At 56.6% G+C, this 19,700-nt stretch carries 15 protein-coding genes; 2 read left to right on the top strand and 13 right to left on the bottom strand.

Annotated elements, in window-relative coordinates:
- Positions 1-29: 29 nt before the first annotated feature.
- Genes purN through FHR95_RS16105 form a run of 6 tightly spaced genes read right to left on the bottom strand, consistent with a single transcriptional unit; the run spans position 30 to position 6,544 of the window.
- Positions 30-737, bottom strand: coding sequence for a phosphoribosylglycinamide formyltransferase (gene purN / locus FHR95_RS16130; RefSeq protein WP_183315171.1), 708 nt, complete (start codon positions 735-737; stop codon positions 30-32).
- Between the two features lie 8 nt (positions 738-745).
- The gene (locus FHR95_RS16125) at positions 746-1,633 is read right to left on the bottom strand and encodes a GNAT family N-acetyltransferase (protein ID WP_183315170.1); all 888 of its coding nucleotides are present in this window, start codon (positions 1,631-1,633) and stop codon (positions 746-748) included.
- Positions 1,630-2,463, bottom strand: a complete 834-nt coding sequence (locus tag FHR95_RS16120; protein WP_183315169.1) for a phytanoyl-CoA dioxygenase family protein — start codon at positions 2,461-2,463, stop codon at positions 1,630-1,632. The genes FHR95_RS16125 and FHR95_RS16120 overlap by 4 nt, the downstream gene beginning before the upstream one ends.
- A gap of 31 nt (positions 2,464-2,494) precedes the next feature.
- Complete coding sequence (locus FHR95_RS16115; RefSeq protein ID WP_183315168.1) at positions 2,495-3,451, bottom strand: phytanoyl-CoA dioxygenase family protein; 957 nt, start codon at positions 3,449-3,451, stop codon at positions 2,495-2,497.
- A 10-nt stretch (positions 3,452-3,461) separates the two neighbouring features.
- Complete coding sequence (locus FHR95_RS16110; protein WP_183315167.1) at positions 3,462-5,459, bottom strand: polysaccharide biosynthesis protein; 1,998 nt, start codon at positions 5,457-5,459, stop codon at positions 3,462-3,464.
- Positions 5,460-5,461: 2 nt separating this feature from the next.
- The gene (locus FHR95_RS16105) at positions 5,462-6,544 is read right to left on the bottom strand and encodes a polysaccharide export protein (protein WP_183315166.1); all 1,083 of its coding nucleotides are present in this window, start codon (positions 6,542-6,544) and stop codon (positions 5,462-5,464) included.
- A gap of 1,021 nt (positions 6,545-7,565) precedes the next feature.
- Here FHR95_RS16105 and FHR95_RS16100 point away from each other — a divergent pair.
- Entirely contained in the window at positions 7,566-9,572 is a 2,007-nt protein-coding gene (locus tag FHR95_RS16100; RefSeq protein WP_183315165.1) for an acyltransferase family protein, read from the top strand.
- 150 nt (positions 9,573-9,722) lie between these two features.
- Here FHR95_RS16100 and FHR95_RS16095 read toward each other — a convergent pair whose 3' ends face one another.
- Complete coding sequence (locus tag FHR95_RS16095; protein WP_183315164.1) at positions 9,723-11,066, bottom strand: UDP-glucose dehydrogenase family protein; 1,344 nt, start codon at positions 11,064-11,066, stop codon at positions 9,723-9,725.
- 737 nt (positions 11,067-11,803) lie between these two features.
- Between FHR95_RS16095 and FHR95_RS16090 the strand changes: the two genes are divergently transcribed.
- Positions 11,804-12,523: a lipopolysaccharide kinase InaA family protein gene (locus FHR95_RS16090; RefSeq protein ID WP_183315163.1), complete on the top strand. Its 720-nt coding sequence runs from the start codon at positions 11,804-11,806 to the stop codon at positions 12,521-12,523.
- A 119-nt stretch (positions 12,524-12,642) separates the two neighbouring features.
- Here FHR95_RS16090 and FHR95_RS16085 read toward each other — a convergent pair whose 3' ends face one another.
- From FHR95_RS16085 to wecB, 6 genes are all read right to left on the bottom strand, one after another.
- Complete coding sequence (locus FHR95_RS16085) at positions 12,643-13,365, bottom strand: hypothetical protein (protein WP_183315162.1); 723 nt, start codon at positions 13,363-13,365, stop codon at positions 12,643-12,645.
- Positions 13,362-14,519, bottom strand: coding sequence for a glycosyltransferase (locus FHR95_RS16080; protein ID WP_183315161.1), 1,158 nt, complete (start codon positions 14,517-14,519; stop codon positions 13,362-13,364). Before FHR95_RS16080 ends, FHR95_RS16085 begins: the two co-directional genes overlap by 4 nt.
- Entirely contained in the window at positions 14,519-15,733 is a 1,215-nt protein-coding gene (locus FHR95_RS16075) for an O-antigen ligase family protein (protein WP_246378664.1), read from the bottom strand. Before FHR95_RS16075 ends, FHR95_RS16080 begins: the two co-directional genes overlap by 1 nt.
- Before the next feature lie 309 nt (positions 15,734-16,042).
- A complete protein-coding gene (locus FHR95_RS16070; protein ID WP_246378663.1) occupies positions 16,043-17,323 on the bottom strand; it encodes an exopolysaccharide biosynthesis polyprenyl glycosylphosphotransferase in 1,281 nt (426 codons plus the stop codon).
- Between the two features lie 67 nt (positions 17,324-17,390).
- The gene (locus tag FHR95_RS16065; RefSeq protein ID WP_221199368.1) at positions 17,391-18,629 is read right to left on the bottom strand and encodes a glycosyltransferase family 4 protein; all 1,239 of its coding nucleotides are present in this window, start codon (positions 18,627-18,629) and stop codon (positions 17,391-17,393) included.
- Positions 18,629-19,699 (bottom strand): non-hydrolyzing UDP-N-acetylglucosamine 2-epimerase, encoded by a 1,071-nt coding sequence (wecB, locus tag FHR95_RS16060; RefSeq protein WP_183315160.1) that lies wholly within the window; start codon positions 19,697-19,699, stop codon positions 18,629-18,631. The genes FHR95_RS16065 and wecB overlap by 1 nt, the downstream gene beginning before the upstream one ends.
- Position 19,700: the final 1 nt, after the last annotated feature.

Raw genomic sequence — 19,700 nt, 5'->3', positions numbered from 1 at the left:
TAAAGAATTTTTCGACTTTCTGTTGCAATCTAGGCTAACGCCTTGAGACCAGTAATGGATGCATGAGATGCTGGCCCAGGAATTTCCAGATTGATTGCCTCTTTTGATTCCAGGCTCGGGGAAAATTCTATGTCTTGGTAGAAGGCCCCTTTGATACTGACATTGTTTCCATGAACAGTTAATCTGTCTTCCTTGATCCACTGGACTACCTGTATGAGTGTCTTGCATTGCTGGACGAATATCCGATGACGCATTGTTTCTTTGGCTTGCCCTGGATCCACAGCACACGCAGATTGCATAACAACCTTCCCTTCATCCATTACATCCTTGATCAATTCCACAGTCGTTCCAATTATTTTTGTCTGATACGCAATCCCATCACCAAATCCATCCATGCCTTTAAAAGCCGGGAGCAAGGAAGGGTGGAAATTGATTATTCGATCCTTGAATTTCTCGCGAATTTTTCCTGTGTAAAAATTCGTATAGAAGGACAGCACATAGTCTATGTCATGCCTATCCATATATTTACAAAGCTCATCGCAAAATTCATCATTGGTCGCTACATCAAACACAGTCACAGGAATGCCATGTTTTCGAGCTTTCTCGATGGCCGGGCATTGCTGATCAGCTACCACTGAGTGTATAACCTCTCGTATGGAGGCAATTTCCAGTACCTGATTCATGATAGAACCGGCCGTTGATACGACAAAGATGAACCTTGGGCTTTTTTTGCTCATGAACCACCTCACGCCCGATAAGCCGGGAAGAATGTAGTGTTCGAAGTACCGCTCGATAGGCTGTTGTATGCTCGTCTGTCAAGAATTTTCCCGCAGAAATATACTGTTTTCGTCGTGTTCGCCCATCCTTTCTTGAAATGAGCCAAGCCAGAAGATGACTCGTCACCCCCGCCAGGCAGACCTCCTAAGTTTACCCATGCAACTTTTCCCGTAAAATATTCTAGCATTGTCCATTTGGTCGCATAGGAGGCACCCAATGTGTACCCTTCTCCATTAAAGGCCACTAGATGGCCTTGAGCGACATCACCCTGGACATACCAAAGATCCAGTCCCACCGTTTCGCCACCACTGACTGCCCTGAACATGACCATGCCTGGTACTTTCAGTTGCTTTTCAAAGGCGTCTCGCGAAAAGGCACTTAACCCCTTGATGTCATGCTTCTTGGCAAGCACGCTATAAAGATTTATCCATTCTTCAATATAGGATGTTGGGTCAGTGCATACTTCAACGTCCACCTTTCGCAGGGCACGCTTCGCATTAGCACGATGTGATTTGGATACAAACTTCTCCAACGCCTGACTAGTATCTACTACATAGTGGTTCTTGTAAGGCATTACAAAATCGAAACTCTCTTCCAGCATTGACGTGTTATAGCCTCCAAATGGATCAGTGACCATGGAAAATGAAACCCATTGCCCTCTCTTTGCATCCAGATCTCGCCCTAGCGCGGACCAGGCTTTACAACAGAAAAGAGGATATAGTCCTATGGCATCATGGCGATCCGTATTCGGTATGGCGCGTTCTAACGCCCATCCCCCACTATGCTCAAGCGCATAGGGGTTGCCAAATTCCCTGAACGACTCCGCATATAGCGGATGCATGTAGCCCGAGTTCATACATGTATCTTTTTATCTGTGCAGGCAGTCTCTTCGAAACGATTCACTTGAGCCTGAAGTTCACGTAGTCGGGTCGAACGCGAGCGTTTGAAGAATTTTTCCCGCGGCAGTGTATTCAGACGGTACTTTGCTTTCCACTCGCCTCGAAGCAGTTCCGTACTACTCGGGTCACTTGATGGTTGCATAGTAGCCTGGACCAAGACCCTGTCCGGGCCTCCTGCATGTGGCGGTGAGCAGTGCCATGTGCAGGTATGACATAAGGCTATATCACCTGGCTGCAATGATGGGCAGATAAGAGGCCAATCCGGGCCCAGAATTTCCGTATTAACCTCTCCTGCATCACCCAAGTAGCCGAAATGATGAGTTCCAGGGTAAAAGGAAATGCCTCCATTATCCCTGTTCGATACGCTCAGCGGGATAAAAACAGTCGTCTTTTCAGGCCAACCATAGTCGTAACAGAAGTCATTATGAACAAATACCGGGGTTCTGCTTGAGCAATCCTTGATCACGAACCGCTGCATGAAAAGTGCAAGATCTGGGTAAAGCAACTCCATCACATCCAGCAACTCTTCACATTTGTTAATATCCGCCAAGACTGGTGGAAGTGCCTCATGCACATGGACGGGATTGAAGGGGTCTATGGTTCGGCTGTTTGCAAGCTTTTCTTCGTAAAAACTTTTCCATTCCGCCTGCCATTCTTTAATCAAGCTCTGAGGAATCACCCTACGTACGATAAAAAAACCTACTTCCCGATATATATCAATCGAGAGTTCTTTATCATCAGCCTTCGCGATCAGTTCGCGTACATCTCCAATATCGATCGATTTCATGGATTAACCACCTTTTAAACGAAGTGATCTTTCAAATCTTGTAGTCGCCAACTCGCTTGGGGAGCAAGTCGTAACTTCTCTTCATATCGATTCCGTATTGTTCATTGTCATAGGGTACCGAACAGTAACCCATGACCGCTTTTTGGCTGTCAGTGAGCTGATCGTATACTTCTTGAGGAATGTTTCCTGGTATATCGAAGGCTTGCTTTATCCACCATCGGCAAAATGTCGCGATCATCGCCCAGCGAGTGCCGCTGGTGCGGTTCTCTCTTGCGCCATGCCATATCCGACTGTCCCAGAAAAGCAAGTCTCCGGCCTGTGCTTCAATAGAAACTGCATCGTTGAAGGACTCTTGTGATGCATACCTGTCGGAACGATGTGAGCCTGGCACAATGACCGTACAGCCGTTTTCCTCTGTCTGGTCTTCCAGCAAGATGGAGCATTGCATGATAAAGGGATGCGAACCTGTGTAGGGCACGAAGGAATCAATATGCATTGGCATTTGATGATTGCTACTACGAGCGAGAAACGACCGTAGTATATAGTTGGGTGAGTCAGGAGGAAGCGACGTGAACCACCGGTCATTGAGGAAATGCTTCAAGATAGCTTCGATGGTGTCATTCCCCATCATCATTTTGACAAATGCAATTTCCTTGTTCTGAAGATTGTAGACCATTGCTTGGTCCCGGTTGAGGCGGGGCATTCTCTCCGATTGTTCTGACACCGTCTTGTCGAACCAGGACTGTACCAGACCTTTCGCCTCTGCAATTTCTGCTCGGCTGAATGCCTGCGGTATGTATGCATATCCGTTTGATTCGATAGAATTGATGTATGAGCTGATGGTACTTCCCATGTCATCATCAGTTTCGTCGACAATGTGTGATGCTAGTGTCTGTTTCATTTCCCTCTCCACATGTGCTTCTATCAATTTATGCCCTGCCGCTGGATGCTTGCTGGCTTTCGCGAAGGTCTGCTGTTCGTTGATCATGGACCGGTTATCAAATACGGGATCTGGCGACATGGCCGATGCCACACCAGACTCTGTCACCACTGACTGCCGCACTGACCGTTGATCCCTCATCCACCTGCAAAATCTCTTGGCTACAGGGCAGGAGAACAGGGGTTGAGGTGTTTGGCAGATAATCCAGGGGAGCCTGTTTCAGGAGGGTGATGATGTTCTGCTCATCGTTAGCAGCGACTGCTGCTTCCAGCCTGCCCAGAAAGGGCTCAAGCTTGTCCCAGGGCCAGTAGCCCTCCCGAGTGGTGAGGATGCGAGGATGGCGTGTATGACTGGCGTTATCCCCGATGATCAACTCCTCGTAGAGCTTCTCGCCGGGTCTCAGGCCCGTGTATCGGATCTCGATATCGCCACCGAGACTCTCCGCGCTCTTCACCTCGAGGCCGGAAAGCCGGATCATGCTCAAGGCCAAATCCGCGATCCGCACGGGCTCCCCCATGTCCAGCACGAAGACCTCGCCGGCCTCCCCCATGGCTCCGGCCTGGATCACCAGCTGTGCCGCTTCGGGAATGGTCATGAAGTAACGCGTGATATCGGCATGGGTCACCTCCACCGGGCCACCCTGCGCGATCTGTTCACGGAAGCGAGGCACCACCGAACCACTGGACCCGAGGACATTACCGAAGCGCACCATGCAAAACCGCGTCGCCACCTCCTTCGGATAGCGACTGGCGTAGGCCTGACAGATCAACTCGGTCAGCCGCTTGGTTGCCCCCATGACATTGCTGGGCCGCACCGCCTTATCGGTGGAGACCATCACGAAACTTTCCACCCCGGCTGCCACGGCGGCTTTTACCAGGCCCAGGGTCCCGAATACGTTGTTGCGGATGCCCTCGATAAGGTTGCTCTCCACCAACGGGACATGCTTATAGGCGGCAGCATGGTAGAGCGTCTGTACTGCCTCTTTTCGCATCAGCGACTCGAGACATGCTTGCTGCTGGATGGACACCAACACAGACCGACAGACGGATCCAGGGCCGCCAGTCGTTGCCATCAGCAACTCTTGCTCGATGGAGTAGAGCGCGAACTCACAGCTGTCGACGAGCACCAGGCGCCGGGGCTGCTGCAGTAGAATCTGGCGACAAAGCTCCGAACCGATTGACCCACCAGCCCCTGTCACCATGACGACCTTCCCCTGGATGTCCTGGGCCATGAGATCAGGAAAAGGCGGGACGGGCTCCCGTCCGAGAAGCTCCTCGACAGCCACGTTACGGGTGTCATTGACCAAGGCGCGACCCGACACCAGGTCTTCCGTCCCTGGTATGGTCTGCACCGGAATGGAGAGCTCGGCGAGGTTCTCGAGTATCTCCCTGCGTCTGCAGCGCGGGGCACTGGGTGTCGCGAGCAGGACCAGCTCTACGTCCAGCCGATCGACCAACCCTGCCAACTCATCGGGCCGATGAACCCGCAGTCCTTCTACCAGGGACCCCTGAAGCCCTCGCCAGTCATCAACGAAGGCACGCGGCCAGTAGTGTCCACCCTGCTGCAGTGCACGTGCTAGCTCGCAGCCCGCCGCCCCAGCACCGTAGATGATCACTGGCTTGCGCTGGGTCCTGCAGCTCAGTTGGTAGAGCTCATGGAGCACCAGCCGCAACCCGCCGATACCCAGCAGCGCCAGGATGGCGAACACTGGCACGACCCGCATGGCGAAAGGTCGCCCCGTGATCAGGTCGAGAAACAGCAGACCCCCGGCGACGAATACGACCCCAGCCGTCATGGCCTTGATCACGCGCCGATTCATGTAGCGCAGCACGACGCGATAGATGCCCAGCATCTCGAAACACAGCGGCGTGGCCAACACCATTGCGACCATCACGGCACTGGTTCGTCCTTGCAGCAAGGTCTTTGCATCGCCTACCAGCAGGAGAGCCATGAGCATGGCCACGGCCACCACCAGCATGTCCGCTACTCTGAGCAGCCAGCGCTTGGTTCGTCGTGGCAGCCGCACCAGTGCCTCGAGCCATCCTGACACCGACATGATCACAGGCTCCCCGCGGACGACCCGATATCACCGGGAAGGGTAAGGGACGGCAGCAGGAGGCTGATCACGTTGTTCCAGCGGGCCAGCGGCGCTGACGTGACATAGACGACGTCCTGGGCTTGCAGCGGGAAACGCGTCCCGAGCATCAGTCGGGTTGCATCGCCTATGTCAAGCTGATAGACGGTGGCCAGTTTCTCGCTCTCGGGCGCATGCCCGCGCACCACGAAGATCCCGGAAGGCTCGGCACGGCTCTCGTTGACGCCTCCCGCCCTGGCCAGGGCATCGGTCAGGTTAATCCGCTCGTTCCCCAAGGGAATGGCACCAGGACGATTGACCTGGCCTAGCACCACCACGTTCTGGTTCTCGGCCGTAGGAACATGCAACAAGTCGCCATCACGCAGAAGCCGGTTATCACGCTGGTTGCCGCGCCTCAAGAGGTCATACAGGGAGATGCGATGTTTCTGGCCGTCCCTGACCAGCGTCGTACCGTGCCAATTTGCCTCCGCTGTCGCGCCCCCCGACTGGCTGATGGCATCCAGTATGGTCATTGGCTCGCTGGTGATCGGCAGGGTCCCGGGCGTTTCCACGGCGCCGGTCACATAGACCTTCTGGGAACGGTAGGCTGCGACATTTACCTCTATCTGCGGGTCGGTGATGACACTCGACAGGCGACTCGTCAGTATTCGGCGCACTTCCTCCAGGGTCCTGCCCTCTATCCGCAGGCGCCCCACATAGGGATAAAACATGGTGCCATCCGGCTGAACCCTGTTACCGGTGTCCTCGGCTTCCCGCTCGGCCCCAGCAGGGATCGTCAGCTCTGGATGGTCGTAGACAATGATGCTCAGCACATCTCCCGGCCCCACACGGTACTGGTAATCACGCAGCTCCTCGCTCAGCTGCTGGGGCATGCCGCGGGCCGCAGCCTCCTGCTGGGGCGACATGGCGGCCACCAGCTGCGGCGTGATTGGCGCCAGATCGACACGCTGGTCCAGGGACTCGCCAATCTTTTCCTCGTCGATATGCCCGCCTGGCGACATGGCACAGCCCCCAAGCAACCCCAGGCCCAGCAGGAGTACGAACATTCGGGCCTTGCCCTTCCAGCGCCAGGCTTGCGGACTCTCTGCCTGGGTAGTCGCACTATCCGTTTGCACTGCATACATCATGGTCAGATCCCCGCTCGTATGTTCGGACACGCTACCGCCATGAGGGTGTCGATTAGCACCGCCCGATGCCCCTTGCAGCCACATGACGCGCCACAACGTGCCGGTAGATCGTCCAGCGCCCGCCTCAGCCACGCAGGCTCGGGGCAGCGAAACGATACTGCCGGATAGGTAACGTAAGCTTACAATGTTACCCATCAGCCATATTAGGTTTTTCTTGCACCATCAAGACTGATAAGGGGGGTACGGGAAATGCAGGAAGCGTTGGAGGGGCATCAGTAAATCAAGCATGACAGCAAAGTCATCTGCGACTCATGCATAAAGATGATCAGGGTCTACACCAGGCTCATACTCAACGACGTAAAGCGTCTTTCCTGTGCAAAAGTCCACTTCTTCCGTGAAGGTGGAAAAGAAAGGCTGGGGTCTTATCAACTGGAAGGGGGTAAAGGCGAGGGTGTTGGAGACGAGGAAGGTGACTCAACTCCGCACCCCGGCAGCGCAGCCAGCCATGGACTGGATGCGTGTTTATCGGCTGGGAGGCTCGAGGGCTCCGGACAAACGCACCGACAGCCCAATCCACGGCACTACAGCGGCTGGCCCTTGGTGACGGCGCCCGAAAGGCTGTGTTGTCCCGTCAGCCGAGGGATGGCGCTGAGCACCCGGCATAGCCAGCGCGATCATGAGTTTCGCCGCCATCCTGCTGTGAGTCGGCTAGTTGCCAATGAGTGAGCTACATACTGCTAGTTGGATGATTTATTTGGCAAGAAAGTTTGCTTTCCGAGGTGTTGCCCAACAGGAATCGTGCTGGAAGCTACCTTTCAACAAGGTGGTCAATACTGTGGATTCTGTGCCTGGCACTTGATGCCATCCTGTAAATCAAAAAACAAGGCTAGGCTCATCTTGTTTATGCCTATCGCGCGTCTCCCTGTTGACAACTAGGTTAATGCTGAAAATCGCACATGGGCATTTATTATTGTTGAATAGTGCACGGTGTTACATGAAAAACAGAAAGGAAATTGATGGATTGCGGGCAGTAGCTGTTCTACCCGTCATTTTATATCATGCGGGGTTCTCCTGGTTTTCCGGTGGGTATGTCGGGGTGGATGTATTCTTCGTGATAAGTGGGTACTTGATTACCTCCATACTCATCAGCGAGATATCAGATAAAACCTTCTCCATTGCAAGATTCTATGAACGGCGAGCACGTCGTATCTTACCGGCCTTGGCCTTTGTCAGCACATGCACCTTCTTTCTTGCCTGGATATGGATGCTTCCGTCACAGTTCAAGGATTTTTCGCAATCCCTTGTGGCATTAATCCTCTTTTCTTCCAACATCCTTTTCTGGAAAGAGTCGAATTATTTTTCCCCGGCAGCGGAAGAAAAGCCTATGCTTCATACGTGGAGCCTTGCAGTAGAGGAGCAGTTCTATATATTCTTTCCGATCATCCTTCTTCTGCTATGGCGCTTTGGCCGAAACCCGGCATTTTATACCATTATGATAATTTCACTTGTCAGTCTATTGCTGTCTGAATATGGGTGGCGAAAGCATCCTGATGCGAACTTCTACCTTCTGCCCTCTCGGGCCTGGGAGTTGGGGGCGGGAGCGATTTGTGCCTTCGCTTTGCAAGGGAGGGAGGTGAGGAAAGGCGGTCTTCTTTCTAGTGTGGGCTTCGCTTTAATTCTGTATGCCGTGGTCTTCTATGATGAAACCGTGCCATTCCCTTCCTTGTATACCCTGGTTCCCGTCGTGGGCACCGCCTTGATCATCTTGTTCGGCGAGGCCACAACCCCTATTGCAAGGTTATTGTCACGCCCCTTGCTTGTCGGCATTGGCCTTATTAGTTTTAGCGCCTATCTCTGGCATCAGCCATTACTGGCCTTTGCCAGAATCCGAAGCCTCACGGCAGCCCCCTCATGGACCTTGATGGGGTTTCTTTCCTTGGCTTCAATCGTACTTGCTTACTTTACATGGAAGTATATTGAGACTCCGTTCAGGAAAGGAGGCGTCAAGATAGCAATCAGAAGGAAGTCTGTATTTGTTTTTTCTGGGGTCGCTTCGTTCATGCTTGCCGGCCTGGGCGTCCATGGGCATGTAAGCAATGGTGCTGATTATAGGTTCAGCCCATCGATTACTGAGCTGCTGTCAGAAGGTAAAAACATCAACCCGCGCAGATCCGAATGCCATGTCGGCGAATCCGGCTCTGTCCCTGAGTGTACGTATGGCGGGGAAGAACTCGGGGCTATTGTTATCGGTGACAGCCACGCTGCAGCCTTGATCAGAGCGGTGGAGCGTGCCATGAACGATTCGGACAAGCATGTTCTTGACTGGACCATGAACAGTTGCGCAACAATTTCGGGTATCAAGAGCCATGATGGTGGTGGAACATGTGGAGAGTTTGTTGAATATGCTGTAAAAAAAAGCCGTGAATTGAGCAGTGATGTTCCCTTGATCATTATAAACCGACTCTCTTCTGTGCTTCTGGGGCCAAATGAGCCTTACAGGGCTCATGAGGTTGACAAACCAAGCATATATCTTGAGGAGCCACACAACGGGAGAAGCGAGCTATTCTTTAAAGAAATTTCACATGGATTTATTGAGACGGCATGTGAATTTTCAAAATCAAGAGACGTATTCATTCTGAGGCCGATTCCGGAGCTTAAAGTCAACGTTCCGGAGCACATGGCCTTTACCTCCTTGCTTAATGATGTCACGGAGCGAGTGCGCATCACACGAGATGAGTACAATGCAAGAAATGATCTAGCCTGGAGAATTCAGGATGAGGCAGCCGAGAAATGTGGTGTCGAGATTCTGGACCCCACACCGTATTTATGCGCGAATGGGAGTTGCTGGGGGGATGTGTCGGGTCGACCTGTCTACTATGATGATGACCACTTGAGCGAACATGGTGGAGATGTACTGCTACCGCTTCTTTCCGAGGTATTCAACTAGATGCAGGGAATGATGGGATAATAGCCTGCTGTACTTGGCCCAGTGGCCAACTCGGGTAGCATCATGCACCTCATCGAGTATCCCAACCAAAAATGTAGGCGATAACCCCGAAAGCGATATCCGCGCCCTCTCGGGGTTATCGGCACAGAGTTACCTCAGCGCGGTGAGGGAATCGCCCCGCCCCACGGCGAAGTAGCGCAGCCCGGCGGCCTTGACCGCCTCCGGCTCGAAGAGGTTGCGGCCATCGACGACCACCCCCATGCCCAGTTGCTGATTCAGCCAGGCGAAATCCAAGGTGCGGAACTCCTTCCACTCGGTGCAGATCACCAGGGCATCGGCGCCCTTCACCGCCTGGATGCGATCCCCCGCCAGCAGCAGGTCGTCGCGCTCACCATAGAGCCGGCGGCACTCCTTCATCGCCTCGGGGTCGTAAGCCTGCACCTTGGCTCCGGCCTCCCACAGCGCCTCCATCAGGGTGCGGCTGGGCGCGTCACGCATGTCGTCGGTATTGGGCTTGAAGGCCAGGCCCCACAGGGCGACGGTCTTGCCGGCGAGCTCCCCCCCGAGGGCCTGGGCCAGCTTGGTGAACAGGGTCCGCTTCTGGCGCCGGTTCACGCCCTCCACCGCGGCCAGCAGTTCGGCCTGGTAGTCCACGTCACTGGCGGAGCGTGCCAGGGCCTGGACGTCCTTGGGGAAGCAGGAGCCGCCATAGCCGCAGCCCGGGTAGATGAACTGATAGCCGATGCGCGGATCCGAGCCGATGCCGCGCCGCACCTGCTCCACATCGGCCCCCAGCCGCTCGGCCAGGTTGGCGATCTCGTTCATGAAGCTGATCTTGGTGGCCAGCATGGCGTTGGCGGCATACTTGGTCAGCTCCGCCGCCCGCAAGTCCATGAACATCAGCTTGTCGTGCAGACGAATGTAGGGGGCATAGCACTCGCGCATCAGCGTCTTCACCCGCTCGGACTCGGTGCCGACGATGATCCGGGCCCCCTGGGTGAAGTCCTGGATGGCCGCTCCCTCCTTGAGGAACTCCGGGTTGGAGCAGACATCGAACTCGAGCGCTTCGCCGCGGGCCTCAAGCGCTCCGGCCACTGTCTCGCGTACCCGGTCGGCGGTGCCCACCGGCACGGTGGACTTGTCGACAATGACCGTGTAGCCCGTCATGTGCTTGCCAATGGTCTCGGCCACCGCCAGCACGTACTTCAGATCGGCGCTGCCGTCCTCGTCGGGCGGCGTGCCCACGGCGATAAACTGCAGCGTGCCGAAGGCCACGGCCGCCGCCGGGTCGGTGGTGAAGCGCAGCCGTCCCGCCTCCACGTTGGTCTTGACCATCGTCTCGAGCCCCGGCTCGAAGATGGGAATCTCGCCGCCCTCCAGCCGCGCGATCTTCTCCGCGTCCACGTCCATGCACAGCACGTCATGGCCCACGTCGGCCAGGCAGGTGCCGGTCACCAGCCCCACGTAGCCCGTTCCAAAGATGGTGATCTTCATTCCCTGTTTCCCAATCTGTCCTGGTTATCTGTTCTGTTCAGTGGATGCGGTCGTTGTGGGAGCTGTGCTTGCACGGCGATGGCCCGCCTCCCCTTCGCGCTGCAAAGCAGTGCTCCTACAACCGCATTCCGGCCAAAAAGGCGCATTGTGGGAGCCGTCAGTTCGACGACTCGACTTGCACGGCGATAGAGGTATGCCCCACACCCCATAGAACCCGCGGTACCACTCCACGAAGCGCCTCACACCCGCCTCCACACCCACACGGGGCCGATACCCCGTGGCATTGTACAAGGCCTGGGTATCCGCCCCGGGGGCGAGGTACGTCCCGACTGCAGGAGCCGGAAATCGCACCAATGGCCAAGTCCCACGCCCCGATGAGCGCCCTCAGTGATACCGGGCTGCCATGGCCAATATTGTAGAGCGCATAGGGGGTAAGGGGCTATCAGGGCCCGACTCGCCAGCCAGATAGACGCGCTGCACACGCCCTTCGCCGGCTGTGGTAGCATTCAGCGCATTCACTATCCCGGGAGGCGTGGGTGGCCCGAAAACGCTATGCCCTCGTCATCGCCGACTATCGGCTGGCGCTTGAAAACGAAAAAGGCCCGGCCAATGCGATCGTTCGCATGGACCAGGCCCCTTCGAGATCGAGACACGCCACTAACGGCAGTTCCTCGAGGAAAGCGTTCTGCCCCAGATTGAGGCATCGTGATAAGAAAACTGAATAATCAGGACATGACGTGAAGCTGCTGGATATTCCCTTCAACGACCGCCGACGACGCTACCTGGTCTTCCATCCCGACGGCCTGCCGGGCAGGCTGGCTCTTGCCAGCACCACCACCACCGAGGCTTTCGAGGCATTAGGCAGCAGCCGCTTCTTCCTGTCGGCCGACCGGCAGATCCTCGCCAAGGTGGTACCCGACAAATACATGAAGCAGCAGGCACCGCTGAAGTGGCTGCTGCGCGACTACCTGGAGAAGCGCTGGCTGGCACAGACCGATGCACGCAAGGAGTTTACTAGCCTGCAAATCCTTCGCCGGGCCGGTTTGAAGACACCCCGCTGCCACGGCTGGGGGATCTCGCTCAATCCCGGCAACCGCAACGCCTCCTTGCTCCTGATGGAACACCTGCAAGATGCCAGGCCCGGCGTCGAGGTGTTCGAAGGCCAGAACGAAGAAGGACGACTGGCGTTTCTGGATCGCTTCTGCCGGGAGGTCGCCCAGCTCGCCCATACCGGTTACGCCCACCGCGACCTGCACTTCAACAACCTGCTGATCGACCGAGACGACCACATCGTCTGGATCGACGCACACCTGCGCCGGCTACCAACGCAAAACGCCGACCAATGGCCGGCGCTCAAGGAGACTCTGAGGGCAAACAAACTCGGGGGCGAAGGGTACCGACGGCGAGCTGAAGAATTACTAAAAGGGAGCTACCTGGATGCATTTCCGGATTCCTGACCTGCAGCCGGGTCCAGCTCTCTCCCGGCGCGGTTTCCGGCTTGCAGGTCGTCAACGCCTCGGTGACCCGCTGCAGGGCCGCCCTGCCGGTCGTACCCGCCGTGACCTCCTGCCACCATTCACGATGCACGGCCTTTACCATCACCGGCACGGAGTCGAGCCCCACCCGCTGCGCCATGGCCAGGCGATGCAGTCCCCGGTTGATCTTGAGCAGGCACCCTTCCCGGGTGACGGCCACGCCAGGCATCGAAGCCGCGCACGGCCATGTCATCCATGAAGCTCAAGTACACACCCAGGTAGGCGAGGATTCGCGCCTCGCTATCCAGCAGCACGCCCGTCTGGTGGGAACGCCAGGGCCTGCCCGCCTCCAGTCGTGCCTTGTATATATGGAAGGCCTCGCTACCGTTCAAGTCATGGCGATGCTCGTCCAGATCGCTGATGAAGCGGTAGCGCGACCCCTGACGCAGATCGCCACGCCGCTGGTCCCAGCGACCATCCCAGATGAATACCGTGGACGAGGGTCGACGATGCTTGGGCACTCCCCACCAGTGGGTGCTGGGAATCAACTGGCGGGGATCCACACGAACCACGAGGTCGCGGCCCAGTTCTCGCTCGATTACCCGCCGCGGGAGGCCGAGCCTTTCGACCTGAGCGGCGCCAGGCAGGCCGTGTGCCCAGGCGCCGAACAGCAACCGCTCCAGGGGGATGCCTACGAAATACTGAAAGGCATCGCGCACTGGCCATTGCAGGCGGGCACGCTGCACGGGCCAGTAAATTCGGGAATCCGCCCGCGGCGCAAACGCCGGGTCGCCTCCGGGATGCATGGGAAACAGTGGCCTCATGGCTCAGCCTGCCCAGTCTGCGCAACGAAGCGCTTCGCCACCGTCTCGGGCCGGAAGTCATCCAGCCAGCGCTCATCGATCGGCGGCTTCTCGCCTTTCACGGCCGTGCGGATGCCCTCGGCCAGGCTCGCCTCGTCATGGGGTACGATGCTCGCTTCCAGCTCGCCCTTGAGGATCTCGCGGATGCCACCCGGGCAGTCCACACTGAGCACCGGCGTAGCACATGCCAGCGCCTCGAACAGCACGATGCCCATGCCCTCGAAGCGAGAACTCAACACGAACAGCCGGGCATGATGCATCCACGGATAGGGGTTCGCACGCTGGCCGGCGAAACGCACCCGCTCGGCGATGCCCAGTTCCCTCGCTAGGCTCTCCAGCCGGCCACGCTCCTGGCCATCGCCCACCAGCACCAGGGGAAGCGCCACCCCGGAACGGGCATAGGCGTGCAGCAGCAGGGCCTGGTTCTTGGCCGGGACCAGGCGCGCCACGTTGACGATATAGGGCACCTCAGGCAGATCGGGCTCGGGCTCCCGCATCTGCCGACGGATGCTCTCGATCGGGCAGGGATTGGGGATGACATCGACTGAGGCCGGCGAGAAGAACCAGGCACGCATGGCCTCCTGCACGCTCTCGGCCACCCCCTGGGAGACGGTCACCAGATGGCGTCGGTGGTAGAGGCAACGCGCAAACAGCCTGCGTTGCCAGGTCACGCCGCGCACGTGCAGGATATTCTCCAGCACATAGCGCGCCCGGTCGTCGCGGAAGGTCCATACCAGCTCGAAGGTGCCGACCCCACGAAAGACGATACGATCCACCTGGCCATGGCGACGCTCGAACGCCTTGAGCCAGACCCGAAACACCAAGCCGCCCATGATCCCGCTGCCCAGGAAAAGCGAGCGCTTCACCACCGGGTTCAGGAATAGCCGCACCAGCAGTTCCAGCATCAGGCCCACTCCCGTGAGTCGAGCCCACCAGCGCAGTGAAAGATGGTGTTGCTGTACCTCAGGGTGTTCCGGCGCCAAGCCCTTTTCCACTCGGCGAAAGCTCAGCAGGTGGCTCTCGTGCCCCGCCTGGGCGAAGGCATCGGCCAGGTTCACCGCCACCCGCTCCATGCCGCCCATCTTCAGCGAACGAACCACCACAAGGGTACGCATCACGCCTCCTGGCGGAAGGTGGCAGGAAAGATGCGCTGGCCACTCTCCACCTGCCAGCGCCAGATATGTGTCACTAAGCCCCCCAGCACCAGGTTCTGCAGGTAGGAGCCCGACCAGAAGAAGCTGTAGGACTCGAACTGGCCAACGATAAAATAGAAGACGGAGAATGCCAGCCCGAACAGCGCCATGTCGTCCGGTATCGTGCCACCTCGCCAGGCCTTCCAGGTCCCCAGACAGACCCAGCCCACCAGGGCCCCGATCGCCATCACCCCCAGCAGGCCGTAGCTGACCAGCAGTTCAAGGAAGGTATTATGCAGATGGCCATAATTCTCGCGAGTCTGCCTGGGGAGCCACTCGGTCTCGGTCGTCACCAGGCTGCGCCCCTCCTCGCCCCAGCCAATCAGCGGACGCTCCTTGATCCACTCGACCGAGGCCCGCCAGGAAAGCAGGCGGTTGCCGATGCTGCTGTAGGAAAGGGTCTTCCAATCGTCTTCCAGTGCCTGAGTGATCACGCTGCGCTCAGCCTCCAGCCGCTTCTCCACGGCGCCCTGAAACCACCACCCCGAGGCGACAACAGCGATGACCAACAGCACTACGCCCACCAGGGCTGGCTTGCCCCAGCGGCCCCGATGGCCCACCGCATAGGCATGCAGGGCGATGACGGCCGCCATCACGATCAGCACCACCATCATGGCCAGCCACACTGCACGGGTCTGGGTGATCCCGATCCCCACCAGGCAGGAGCCCACGGCCGCCCCCCACCCCAGCCGTCGCAGCCAGGCCATCCGGCCAGGTGCCAGACAACGCCTAGCAAAGCAGAGCAGACCGATCAGCGCCGCACCAAAGAACAGGGCCGTGTGCTGGGCATTGCGGATGCCGAAGTCCACGCGCCTGCCGTTCAGCCCGAGTTGCCAGTGGGTCAGGTTACCGTCAATTAGCCAGACCACCGCCATCAGGCCAACCAAGGCCAGCCCCCAGGCCAGCAGCGTGGCTCGAGTACTCCCACCCAGCCACCAGGCCAGGCCGATGAACAGGAACCACTTGGCCAGCCGGTCGATCTGCGGGTTGTCCGTCATCCACTGGGGATGGTGAAGGTACCCCCCCACCCAGCTGACGATCTGCACGATGACGACCACCAGCAGCAACCATAGTGCCGCGCCACTCCGGATACCCTGACCCCAGCGCAGCACGGCAAACAGGCCAGTCAGGGCCATGAGCGTACCGGCTAGCTCGCCCACATCGGGAGCGGCCAGGCGAAGCCCGGCATAGAGCAGCGCACACCCAAGGCCGAGCCAGCAAAGCCAAATGGGAGATCGCCAGGAGGAGATTGATCCACCGGGATCGAGAAGGGAAAGGGGAGACTTCACGGCCTGCATCACTCGTTAAAAATTCAAAGGCGGGAATGATGGCGGCCGAGCCAAGCGAGCGCAACCTTGCCGTCGACGTCAGAGGCCGCGGACGCCGAGCCCAGAGACAACAAAGCCCGGCACAAGGGCCGGGCCTTGCCAAGCATCGGGTCGGCTTCACCTCGCCCCGTCTCCGGTGACGATGGTTTTCAGCGTCTTGAAGGCGATCAAGACGTCCAGCCAAAGCGAGAAGTGCTTGATGTAGTAGAAGTCGTACTGCAGCTTGGTGGTCATGCCTTCGACCTCGGCGGCATAGCCCTGCTCTACCTGCGCCCAGCCGGAAATCCCAGGACGCACCACGTGTCGGTAGCTGAAGAAGGGTACGTCGCGCTCGTACCACTCGGAGAGCTCCATGGACTCCGGCCGCGGGCCGATGAAGCTCATCTCGCCCTTGATCACGTTGAACAACTGCGGCAGTTCGTCCAGCCGGCACTTGCGAATGAAACGCCCTACCCGGGTGATACGCGGATCGTCGTCGCCTTCCGTGAAGCCGCTCCCCTTCTGATCGATATACATGCTGCGAAACTTGTAGACGCGAAACGGCACGCCACGAAAGCCCATGCGCGGCTGGACGAACAGAGCCGGCCCCGGGGTGTCCAGCCGGATGGCCGTCGCCACGGCCAGCATCACCGGGGCGAGCAGCGGCAACAGCAGTAGTGCCGCCACCAGATCAACGCAGCGCTTGAAGCCCTGATAGAAGAAAGACGGCAGCAGGCTGCCATATTCGTTCTCGGTCAGGTGCTCGATCTCCACCCGACCGCTTATCGACTCTTGGATCTGGCGAACGTGATAGACGGGGATATGGTTCAAGGTACAACGCGCCAGGAACTTCTCCCACTCGGGGGAAAGGTCCTCGGCGCGCAGGTCGGCAACGACACCATCGTAGCGCACCCCGTCCAGGTCAAGTTTTTTCAGGCAGCGCAAATCGACTCCATCCTCCGTTAACAAGTTATCGATCCGCCCGACCGGCACCACGGCGAGCTTCATCCGCCGATAGCGCCGTCCCAAGAAGAAGGCTAGATAGAACCAAGCCAGACTCATCAGGTAGCTGCCGCCCAGCACCTGGCGCGTATATTCCTCGCGAGTAAAGAAGAGCACTGCCACTACCAGCAGGTAAGACACCGACACGGTCGGGGCAATAAAGGCCGAGATGCGGGCACCGGGGAAACGATGCATGCGCCGCAGGGTGAAGAGAATGCCAACAAACGCCAAGCCACAGGCCAGCAAGGTATTGCCGCGCACCGCTGGCAGATACTCCCAGAAGCCCCACCCCCAGCGCTCCCAGGCGGGCAATCCCACCACCACCAAGGCGCCCACGGTTAACTGGAATGGCCACCCCAGCAACAGCGCCTCATACCAGCGCGAGTGGCGGCGCTCGTAGCGCATATCGTCGTTCATTAAAGAAACCCAGACATAAGATTAGTTGCATAAAAACCAATAATATCCAGATAATAACCTATATCACTTACGAGGTTAAAATTTGGATATATCGCTTAGCAAGCTGGCTATATTCATAATTTTCTTCAGCTAATTTCCGTGCATTCTCCCCCATCTTACTTCGCTCTTCCTGTGACAAGCCAAAAAGATAAAGCACTGCCTTGCACAACTCCTCAGGAGACTCAGGTAGTATACTCAAACCTGCTGAATATTCGCCAACAGGATCATAACCGCCTGAATCAACAGCATAGACTATCGGTTTTCCAGCACACATATAGTCGAAGAGTTTGTTAGGCGACACACCCAACCTAAAAAGTGGATCTCTTTTCAAGCCTATATAGCAAATATCAAAACAGGCTAACAAACTCTGAATCTGCCGCTTTGCTATTCGCCCTAAAACAGAAACATTCTTAAGCCCAAGAGATTTAATTTTTTGGCGAACTGACTCACGCTCTTCACCATCACCAACAATGACAAAATGTATTTTATCGTTACTCTTACAAAGCTCAGCTGCTTCTACAACATTCGAAAGATTGTTAGCTCTTCCAATTGCCCCCGCATACCCTACAATAAACTTATCTGTTGGGATCAAGGATAAAATTTCTTCATCAAGCGGTTCCTTGTGAATGACTTCACTTTTTAAATATCCGTTAGGAACCCAAAAAAATTTCTTCTCCTGCATACCGTGCCTAACCATGTGCGTATAAGAATATTTCAGATTTGATATAACGAGTTCCGAACGCTTGTAAGCCCTCTCCTCAATCCACTGGAAAAAACGGATAATCGGATGAGAGTGCGAGTACCCCCCTACTTCACAAAGAGTAAGAGGCCAGATGTCACGGACCTCAAAGACAAGTTTAGCCTTCAGGCGTATCGCCAAGCGCTCAGCACCTAAATATCCCACAAGAGGAGGTGAGGAATAAACGATAATGTCTGGTGCTTCTCCAAGATACTTAGGAAGCAAGCGCAACCTCCAAGCGAACACTAACCAGGCTATGGCACGCAGGGGACTACTCGCCGTGGAATAGCGTGGCACTGTAATACGAACAAATGCGAGATCATCCAAGTGTTCAATATCTACAAGGCCATCCACAGAGGGAGCTTCTCTCAGGTGATGACAAAAACTTGCTGCAACAATATAAACATTGTACCCAAGCTTGGCCATCTCGCGACCAAGATAATAACTACGGCCTGCGTATCCTGTTTCAGGCGTTGATGCATCTTGATTGATAAGCCAAACAGTTTCTTTCCTTTCCACCTGACTCATCAGCTAAACTCAATAATTTTTTTGACAATACGCGAAGACGCTGCACCTCCGCCATACAGTGCATGAGCATCTTCAACGATCCGTCCATAGTGATGCTTTGCTGAATCCAGAATCTTATTCTTGCATGCTCCAACGAGTTGGTTAGCACCAGCCTCGACCAATTCTACCCACTCGGTCTGGTCGCGCATGGTCACACAGGGCTTGCCAAAGAAGAAAGCCTCCTTCTGCACACCCCCACTGTCGGTTAGTACCAGATCACAATGATCAAGCAGCCACAGCATCTCGAAGTAACCAACGGGATCGATAAGGTGCACGTTGAGTGAAAGCCCCTGCTGCGCGATCAGCTTGCGAGTACGTGGATGCAACGGGAGCACCACGGGTGCTTTTTCCTGGTGGATCTGGTTCAGCGCCTGCACGATATTTGTCAAGCGCTCAGCGTCATCGGTATTCTCGGCCCTATGCAAAGTCGCCAGAATAAAACGATCCGGAAGATTGCCACCCACCGGTGGAACAGACCTCTTGGCAAACAACAAGGCAGCATCCTGCATCACATCGCCTACCTGCATCACTTTCACAGGCTTCTGCGCAAAACCCTCAGCCTCCAGATTCTTGACTGCAGTTTCTGTAGGACAAAACAACAGGTCACTGACCTGATCCGTCAGGATCCGATTGACCTCCTCCGGCATGCGCATATTGAAGCTGCGCAGCCCCGCCTCCACATGCGCGACCGGCACGTGGAGTTTGGCCGCCGCCAGCGCACCTGCCAAGGTGGAATTGGTATCGCCATAGACCAAAACACGATCCGGCTTGTGGGTTAGGATGGACTGCTCGATCTCGGCCAGCATGAGTCCCGTCATCTCCCCGTGGCTGCCGCCATGAATATCCAGTTGGATATCCGGCCTAGGTATACCCAATTGATCGAAGAAGACCTCCGACATGTTGGTATCGAAGTGCTGCCCGGTGTGCAGAAGAATCTCTTCAATGCCATCAGCTTGCTGAATGGCACGGGAAACAACACTGGCTTTGATGAACTGAGGTCTTGCGCCAATGATGGTCAGGATACGCTGCATA

Source organism: Halomonas fontilapidosi (assembly GCF_014192285.1).
In the GTDB taxonomy this organism is placed as follows: Bacteria; Pseudomonadota; Gammaproteobacteria; order Pseudomonadales; family Halomonadaceae; genus Halomonas; species Halomonas fontilapidosi.
Note: the sequence above shows the minus strand (reverse complement) of the source record. Positions and strands in the feature narration are given on the sequence as shown.